We start from the raw sequence: 8,016 nt of genomic DNA on the forward strand, positions 1-8,016 counted from the left end.
TGGGACGTGCACACCACTAAACCCTGGATGAATGTAGTAGCACCTTTTGCACGACCCATATTTGCCCATGCACATGACGTGGTAATGCGATGGGGCGAAGAGGGCCTTAAGAAGCTTGTGAAGCAACAACGGTAAGCTTCCTATATATAGTGATCTAGCCGATATAAAAAGCAGCCCCGAAGGGCTGCCTTTTTAGTGACAGAAGACTACTTACACTGTAGTACTGCGACCACCACGGAAGGCCTTCACAATCATGAGGAGGATAACGGCACCGAGAACAGCTACGATCAGGCTCATGAGGTTGAAACCATCAACGTCTGGGCCACCAAAGGCACGCATAATGAATCCGCCAATGAATGCGCCAACGATACCAACGATGATGTTTGCAAGGGCACCCTGTTCAGCATCGGTCTTCATGATAAGTGAAGCAATCCAGCCAGCTAGTGCACCAAACAGGAGCCAAAGAATGAAGTTAATCATGATACTACTCGTTATGCTTATAAATCCTGAATGCCGACAGAATCAACCGTCGATATCCAGCTCGTGAACATCTCTACGAGCAAGGTTCAGGAGCGCCGAAATACCCCAGCCTATTAGTGCATCGACAATAATGGCCACAACGGTCTCGGTTTCAAAGCGGGACACACCGTAGGTGGTGTCATACCCGAACAGACCCTGGAACGGTCCAACAAGAGGAGCCGTAAGGCTGTAAATGAAATCGGCGAACGCATTGGTGCGATTAGCGCCCAGGAGTGAGAGGACAAACCGGAGGAGAAGGAGCCCGGTTATCGCACTCACAATGTAATAGATGACCATTTGAGCCTTATCGACTCCATGGTCTGGAGACCTCTCGGAAACAGACATAGTATGCACGCGAGTGCCACCATGAATCTGATCATGCTGCTGAACTTGACGTACATAGTTGGCCATAGGAACCTCCCTGTTACGCTAGTTAGTAGTGGCAGTATAACTCTCAGGGCAGATTTGACAACCCCTAGGGGTTACTTTGTTTTTTCTTATAACTATTTTTTATGCTTCCAGAGCCATTTTTCGTTTTTAGTTTTTGCTACTTTAAAAATAAAAAATCCGGGCCCTAGCCCGGATTTTCTTGTAAGGTACACCCTAGCGAGAGCCCCCTTCGTTGCCACCTTCAGACATGCGGCGACGACTTTCTTGAGCGATATTCCGCTGGCTGCTCGCCTTGCTCGCATTGTTACGAGCACGGGCAAGGCCACCTAAGCGACCAGCTTCTACGTGCTGCTGACGGTTACCGAAGTTGCCCCGGCCCCTGCTTTCGTTGCGATTTGCCATAATTCCTCCTGATGAGTAACAGTTATTGGTGGATAAATAGCTCTGCTAATACTTCGTTGGAAACATGCCGCGGAGCGTCGACCTCACTCGTAACGGGACGATACTCCAGCGAGTGGAAATGGTCAATGCTTGAGGCCTACTCTCGTCATTAGCCCATCCGAGTTATAAGCTTAGGAGCGGCTTTTTGAGATAATTACATAAAATATTTAGCTCTTAGAGCCAGTAAAGACGATCTTATACCAAACAAGGCCCACGGGCGTGAGCCTTGCATTACATTCGGAATACACTATTCAGAGGGCTGCTGGACGCGCAAATCTTCCTGCTTTAAATCCGGCTCTTTGTCGTAAACGGAGGAAAGCAAAACGTCCAAAACACCAGCTTGACGAGCTCTATCCACTGCCTCATTGGTAATGAGATCCCCCGTATTGAGGATAACTTCATCATGAGTATCGAAAATAACACGGTTCGTAGGCTTCCCTAAGGCAGCCTTTATCTTGCCTTCTTCAACTTTTGATTCGGCCTGATCCTTCAGCTCCCCCGCCTTCTCCTTCACCTGGTCCCACATAGTGCCTAAAGCATCTTTGGCTTCACCTACCTTCTCCTTGGTCTCAGGGGAAGTCACGGACTCCTTAGCATTTTCATAAGTACCCGTGAGGCTTTGGCGCCCTTCTTCTGCCTTCTCTTTAACGGTGGCAGCCAGGCTCTGACCCTTTTCTGCCACACTGTCTTTCAGTTCAGCCGCCTTATCGCCGGCCTCTTGTGCTGCGCCCTTAATGCCACCATTCTGCTCCCGCACCAGCTGCTCTGTCTCATTAGGGACAAAGAGAACATCATCGCCCACTTTTATAACCTCGGGCGCCGGGACGAAAGGCTGTCCTTTGTACACATCTGCAAAGATGCCTCCCGTCACCAGGTAACCCTCCACCCGCCCGCTCACCTCCTCAATGCAGAGGTCAGCTATTTTGCCCAAGTCCTTCCCCTCTTCTGTAAGGATTTGCTTCCCCTTTACCGCATGCTTCTTATTCACGGCCTCAGAGACTACAGGGTCAGAATCCGCCTGGATCACGACGCTTTGCGAGGGAACAATAATGGCATCGTCACCAATTGATTTAAGGTCTTCGAAGCGAACGACCTTTGCCTGTCCAAACCATCCTCCCTCATCTACGAGAAGTGCCAGGACAACGTTGCGCTGGTCATCATAAATGAGGTCGTTTACATCTTGGAACCGCTCGCCGGTATCGTATGATACAACCGGTTGACCAATAATCTTGCTGGCATATTTCATACTGTCTCCTTATGGTTAAGTACTACTAAAACCGCGCCTATTGCCCTACTTGGGACGTAACCTCGGCCTTGCTCGCATCTAAGTAGACGCCAAAGTCCTTGGCCGCCGCAGCTTCTTCCGCACTGAGCAACCACTGCCTCTGGATTTCTTCCACCGAAGGCATCTCTTTAATGACACCGGTGAGATTTACCGTCTGACCGGCGTTAATGGCGACTTGCTGCTCGGTAGTACCTTCATCCAGCGAAGGGGTAAGGAGAACGTACAACTGTTCGGCGTCCAATGTTCCCACTGAGAATGTTCGGTCACCCGTCACCCGCTTCACGGGTGCATTCTGAAACTCTGCTTTCTGGCCCCGGAAGGCCAAAACGTCTGTGCTCTGCAGAAGCCCGGATAAGTCAGTAACAGATTCTAATGTTGGGGAGGGCGAGGCGGTAACGGTGACCCCGTCAGGAGAAGCATCCGCACTGTCCTTGTTCTTCTCGTACGCCAAATAACCCGCAAGAGCGAGGGCAGCAAGAAGCACTAAGAGGGCTAGTGGAAGCAGTTTTGCTAATGGGGATTCGCCTTCAAATCGCTGGGACATGGGGATCCTTTCGCCTTACTGCTAAGTGCAATAACCTTTACTGCAGAAGGGCCCAAAAGTCAACCAGCCGGGAAGCTCTCTTTCTTTTCAAAAACAGCAATTATCGCTCTAGAAGTCTACTTTTTTATGAAGTTTGTTAAGGCTTTTCTTCGCCCCAGAACTGCTCAGTTTTTATCTCTTCCGGCAAGAAATCTTCATCTCCGTACATTTCGTAGCCTTCGCCATAGCCTAGCGACTCCATGAGCTTAGTAGGGGCGTTCCTCAGCTTCAGGGGGACTGGAATGGCACCAGTAGCGCGGACTGTCTTTTGTGCTGCGCGCAGCGCATCATAGGCGCGACGGTCTTTTTTCGCCAAGGCCAAATACACAACCCCATGTGACAAATTTATTGCCGCTTCCGGCAGGCCAATCACCTCTACCGCTCGAAAGACTTCGTTTGCCACTACCAGGGCGGTAGGCTGGGCAATCCCTACGTCTTCAGACGCAAAGATAATCATTCGGCGTGCGATGAATTTAGGGTCTTCCCCTGCCTCTAACATGCGCGCCAAGTAATATACTGCCGCGTTGGCGTTGCCCGCTCTCATGCTTTTTATGAAAGCTGAGATGGTGTTGTAGTGCTCGTCCCCCTTCTTGTCATAACGCAACTTCACTTGCCCCGCCTGCGTGACCGTTTCCTTAGTCACTTTTCCATAAAGGGAGTGTGCCGCTTCCATGAGGCCTATGAGCTGACGGGCATCGCCACTGGTGAGCTGGCTCAACCAAGTAGTTGTCTGCTTATCCACAGCCATACCGGTACGCTTAATGAGCTCCTGCATATCTTCCGTGGTAAGGGGGTCTAAGACAAAAACCCTGCAACGGGAAAGGAGTGCACCAATTATTTCAAAGCTAGGGTTCTCGGTAGTTGCCCCAATAAGGATGAGTGTCCCGTTCTCAACGTAGGGAAGCAGGAAATCTTGTTGCGCTTTATTGAAACGATGGATCTCATCCAGGAAAAGCACCGTTGGCCGGTCGCTCAAGCGCGCAGCCTCTATTACTTTCCGCACATCGTCCTTCCCCGCTGAAACTGCTGACAACTCGTGGAGCTTGGCATGGAGTGATTTGGCATATATGCGCGCCAAGGTCGTCTTACCGACTCCCGGAGGACCCCACAGCACAAAGGACATAGGGCGCCGCTGCTCCAGCGCCACCCGCAAGGGCTTGCCCGGCCCAATGAGATGTTGCTGCCCCACCACCTCATCAAGAGACTGTGGACGGAGGGTGCTGGCCAAAGGCTGCACACTCGTCTCATACAGGGGAAGCGAGCTGTTCTGTTCGGTCTTTTTTCGGGTCATACTGCTAGTCTAGCATCAGGCAAAAAGATGACAAGCAAAAAGGCCCCTCAGGGGGCCTCTTCACTGACGCGGATACCCTACATATCCTCGTCGTTCATTCGTGCTGTTTCTCGCTCAGTGTCAGTTGTACTCCGGGTTTCAGCCTTCGAGGTTCCGTCATCGTTCGCCCACTGCTCAGTATCCGCTGCACCACCCTGTCCCCACATACTCTCTGGATAAAGATCTTCGTCCTGATCGTCAAAGTTCAGGTTCTTTTGGATGTCGCTTGCCATGGTTCCTCCGTGGTTAGAATATGGTGTGATTACCACTCCTTCTAAAACTCATTTGGAAAGACACGTGAGCGTCGACCTCACTCGTAGTGGGAACATACATCTCTCTCTACTTTCTTTCAAGCAAAACAAAGAGCGACCCCCTGAGGAAGTCGCTCGTATAAGAACATCTTGTTTCTTATTTGCCGGTCATGTGCCCTAGAAGGACTACTAATCCACTGTCCAACTCCTCAGCCCAAGCATAGCCATATCCACCGTAGTACTTATTAAGGATGACCGTACCGTCGGCAGGCGCATACACCGGTGCACCGTACGCGGCGGCAATATCCATGCCCATGTGGGACGCTCCGCCATACATGGTAGAGTTGGCGGTTTCGCCAAAGTACTGGGTAATGACAAAACTCTTCAGAGGCCAGGACAAGGTACCGTTCTGTACATATGGCAGCGGGTTGACCGCAACGTTGTTCCTTCGTGCCTCAAAGTGCACGTGAGGACCCGTGGAGTTACCCGTACTTCCTTCATGGCCCACTAGGGTTCCCCGCTTTACCCTCAGGCCGGCAGACTGTGCCCCTAGCGTGGCAGCGGTACCAGATTTTTTGGCAGCCGCCGCAGCCCGGGCACGGGCAGCAATGATGGCCGCAAGTTCTGCCGAGATTTGCTGTTCAACCTTGTTTTGTTCTGCACGCGCCTGGCGCGCCTTGGCCTCGAGCGCTTCTTCAGCAGATTCAGCATTCTCCTTGAGCTGGGCTTGCTGGTCTTGGACAACCGCTAAACCACGTACCTGCTCCGCTTGCTGGTTTTGGTACCCAATTAATTCTTCTTTGTGACGTGCAAGTTCAGACCGGGCCGCAGCCACGGCAATCTGAGTCTCCTTAGTCTTGGCGGCAAGCATTGCCGCAGCCTTATGTACTGAATCCAACTGCGCCTGCTCCCGCTCACGGTCACTGGCTGGCTGGTTGGTAAACAGGACAATCGCATCGCGGCGGCTCACCCGTTGAATGTACATCTGCTGAAGAAGCGCATTCAAACGGTCAGTGAGCATTTTGAGGGTTGCCTCTAACTCAACCGCCTCTTTGTCCTTGGCAACTATCTGTTGCTCCGCATTTGCAATACTACTGGCGGTCTCATTAATGCTCGATTGGAGACTACTAATTTGACCCTCAGCTTGCTGGATGCGGGCGGCGGCGCGTTCTGCAACAGATTTCTGCTGCAAAGCGTCATGTTCGGCTTGTCGCGCTTGTCGCTCTAACTCCGCCTTACGACGATTAAGCTCATCGAGTGAGGCAGCGTACGCACGGGGCGTTGTGAGTGAGGCAAATGGCAATCCACCCACGAGTGTTGCCATAAGCATGACAAGTACTGCGAGACGGACTACGTTTTGACAGGCGGATACCAACTTTTGTGGGATTTGCATGTGCAGAGAACACTATACGGTCACCGGCTGTTTTTTTCAAGGATATAGAGCCGCCCCAGCAATTCACCCCCATCGGTTTTTGGCTCACAGAGAACAATAATTCTCAAACTAAAGTTGACCCGTCTTCATTGATTACGTGCACCTCACCCTCAGGCATTGTATGAAGATGATCATGCTCGCTTGTAGGCGGCGCTACCGTGCCAGGCTCTGGGTTTTCTACCGCCGTAGATTCCTGGCCTAAGTCCTTAACTTCCTCCTCGCTCATAAATGCACCATCAGTTTTCAGGCTCATTTCCTCGCCTTTTGTGTGCTCATCCATAGGAGAATAAAGTTACAAGTAAGTACTTAGGTTGTACTCCTCGGCGCCACTCCCGTCAAAGCTCCTTCCCTTTTCTCATACTTTTTGCTATTGTCCGACTACGCAAATGAGGAGGACTATTAATGTTTCGTTTCAATCCCCCACGCGACCCCTCAGAGGAAAAGCGCGTACATTTCGAAAACCGCATCCAACCTTTTCTCACTCCTCGCAAGTTTGAGATAGTCATGACTGCCTATGTCTTCTCCAAGTACGGCCATGAAGGCCAGTTCCGGGACGGCGGCGAGCGCTACTTCAATCATCCACGTGCTGTAGCCCTCATTCTCATTGAGGAGCTAAACCTGATCATTGTAGAGATGCTCGTTGAGGCTCTCCTGCACGACGTGCGAGAGGATGCCTACCTGCTTTCTCCGCATCGTATCTTCGTAAACTTTGGGGAGAAGGTCATGATTGCCATCAACCTCCTTACCAAGGACAAGAACAACGATCAGCCTTACCTGGAACGCCTTGTTCAAAAGGGCGACTGGCAGGTGCTCTGCGTCAAATGCGCCGACCGGCTGCATAACTTACGCACCCTCGGCGGCTGCTCTGAGGAAAAGCAAAGGAAGCAGGTACAGGAGACGCGTGAAAAGTACCCACCCGTACTTGAACGGCTCGAAGAGCTCCTGCCCCGCTCCAAGAAGTACGTAGCCGCGTACCTGAGCGAGCAAATCTTTGGACTCTGCGACGAGTACGAAAAGAGCTGGGCCGCGTAGCAACCCCATACCCCGGAACGCCGGGGTATTTTTTATACAAAAAAAGAAGCCCCGGAGGGCTTCTTTTCATTCTTAACGGCTGCGTGAGAAGCGGCTTGGCGCAGAGCGCTGACCACCTCCACCTGTACCGCCACTACGACGGGGTCCACTTGGACGGCCTGCCGATGGGCGGCTTGGGCCAGAGCTGTAAGCACGGCGGGCATAGCCACCATTGCCACCACCCTGGTACCCACCGCCACCGCCTACCGAACGCTCGAAGCGTGGTGCAGACATGGCTGTTGCATCAGAGTATTCGGATACGGCAATCGAACGGCGCATAAGGCGCTCAATAGACTGCACATCACGAGCCTGATCACGAGTGGCAAGGGAAATAGCCTTACCAAGCTTGCCAGCACGACCAGTACGACCAATACGGTGTACGTAGTCTTCGGCAGCATCAGGAAGGTCATAGTTCACCACAAGGGCAATGTCGTTTACATCGATACCGCGGGCAGCAACGTCTGTTGCAATGAGTACGCGGTACTGGCCACGACGAAACCCTTCCAAGGCGTGACGACGCTGGGCAAGGGAGCGGTTAGAGTGAATCTCTACCGCTGTATGACCCAGGTCACGCACGCGCTCAGTAAGCTTACGTGCACCATGTTTGGTACGGGAGAATACAAGAACCAGTCCCTCGTGATCCTGTAACAAGGTGTGAAGGAGGTTTGTTTTCTCTTCTGGACGAACGTAGGCCATTTCCTGACGGATTTGTGC

11 protein-coding genes are annotated in these 8,016 nt (G+C 52.0%); 1 reads left to right on the forward strand and 10 read right to left on the reverse strand.

Going from position 1 to position 8,016, the window contains the following annotated elements:
• Window positions 1-210 precede the first annotated feature (210 nt).
• From VLA04_01755 to VLA04_01795, 9 genes are all read right to left on the reverse strand, one after another.
• Window positions 211-480 carry a GlsB/YeaQ/YmgE family stress response membrane protein gene (locus tag VLA04_01755; protein HSI20420.1) on the reverse strand — a complete coding sequence of 90 codons (270 nt, stop codon included), beginning with the start codon at window positions 478-480 and terminating at the stop codon, window positions 211-213.
• 42 nt (window positions 481-522) lie between these two features.
• Window positions 523-930 (reverse strand): YggT family protein, encoded by a 408-nt coding sequence (locus VLA04_01760; protein ID HSI20421.1) that lies wholly within the window; start codon window positions 928-930, stop codon window positions 523-525.
• 192 nt (window positions 931-1,122) lie between these two features.
• Entirely contained in the window at window positions 1,123-1,311 is a 189-nt protein-coding gene (locus tag VLA04_01765) for a hypothetical protein (GenBank protein ID HSI20422.1), read from the reverse strand.
• Window positions 1,312-1,597: 286 nt separating this feature from the next.
• The gene (locus VLA04_01770; protein ID HSI20423.1) at window positions 1,598-2,596 is read right to left on the reverse strand and encodes a PRC-barrel domain-containing protein; all 999 of its coding nucleotides are present in this window, start codon (window positions 2,594-2,596) and stop codon (window positions 1,598-1,600) included.
• 37 nt (window positions 2,597-2,633) lie between these two features.
• Window positions 2,634-3,179 (reverse strand): hypothetical protein, encoded by a 546-nt coding sequence (locus VLA04_01775; GenBank protein HSI20424.1) that lies wholly within the window; start codon window positions 3,177-3,179, stop codon window positions 2,634-2,636.
• Window positions 3,180-3,315: 136 nt separating this feature from the next.
• The gene (locus VLA04_01780; GenBank protein ID HSI20425.1) at window positions 3,316-4,509 is read right to left on the reverse strand and encodes a replication-associated recombination protein A; all 1,194 of its coding nucleotides are present in this window, start codon (window positions 4,507-4,509) and stop codon (window positions 3,316-3,318) included.
• 77 nt (window positions 4,510-4,586) lie between these two features.
• Window positions 4,587-4,781 carry a hypothetical protein gene (locus VLA04_01785; protein HSI20426.1) on the reverse strand — a complete coding sequence of 65 codons (195 nt, stop codon included), beginning with the start codon at window positions 4,779-4,781 and terminating at the stop codon, window positions 4,587-4,589.
• Window positions 4,782-4,956: 175 nt separating this feature from the next.
• On the reverse strand, window positions 4,957-6,192 hold the full coding sequence (locus VLA04_01790) for a peptidoglycan DD-metalloendopeptidase family protein (GenBank protein ID HSI20427.1): 1,236 nt from the start codon (window positions 6,190-6,192) through the stop codon (window positions 4,957-4,959).
• Window positions 6,193-6,295: 103 nt separating this feature from the next.
• Window positions 6,296-6,511 carry a hypothetical protein gene (locus VLA04_01795; protein HSI20428.1) on the reverse strand — a complete coding sequence of 72 codons (216 nt, stop codon included), beginning with the start codon at window positions 6,509-6,511 and terminating at the stop codon, window positions 6,296-6,298.
• 122 nt (window positions 6,512-6,633) lie between these two features.
• Here VLA04_01795 and VLA04_01800 point away from each other — a divergent pair, with 122 nt between their 5' ends.
• A complete protein-coding gene (locus tag VLA04_01800) occupies window positions 6,634-7,263 on the forward strand; it encodes an HD domain-containing protein (GenBank protein HSI20429.1) in 630 nt (209 codons plus the stop codon).
• Between the two features lie 72 nt (window positions 7,264-7,335).
• Here the strand turns inward: VLA04_01800 and VLA04_01805 are convergent.
• On the reverse strand, window positions 7,336-8,016 hold a 681-nt coding region (locus VLA04_01805; GenBank protein HSI20430.1), incomplete at its 5' end, for a C-terminal helicase domain-containing protein.

The organism is Verrucomicrobiia bacterium, from assembly GCA_035460805.1.
In the GTDB taxonomy this organism is placed as follows: domain Bacteria; phylum Patescibacteriota; class UBA1384; order CAILIB01; family CAILIB01; genus DATHWI01.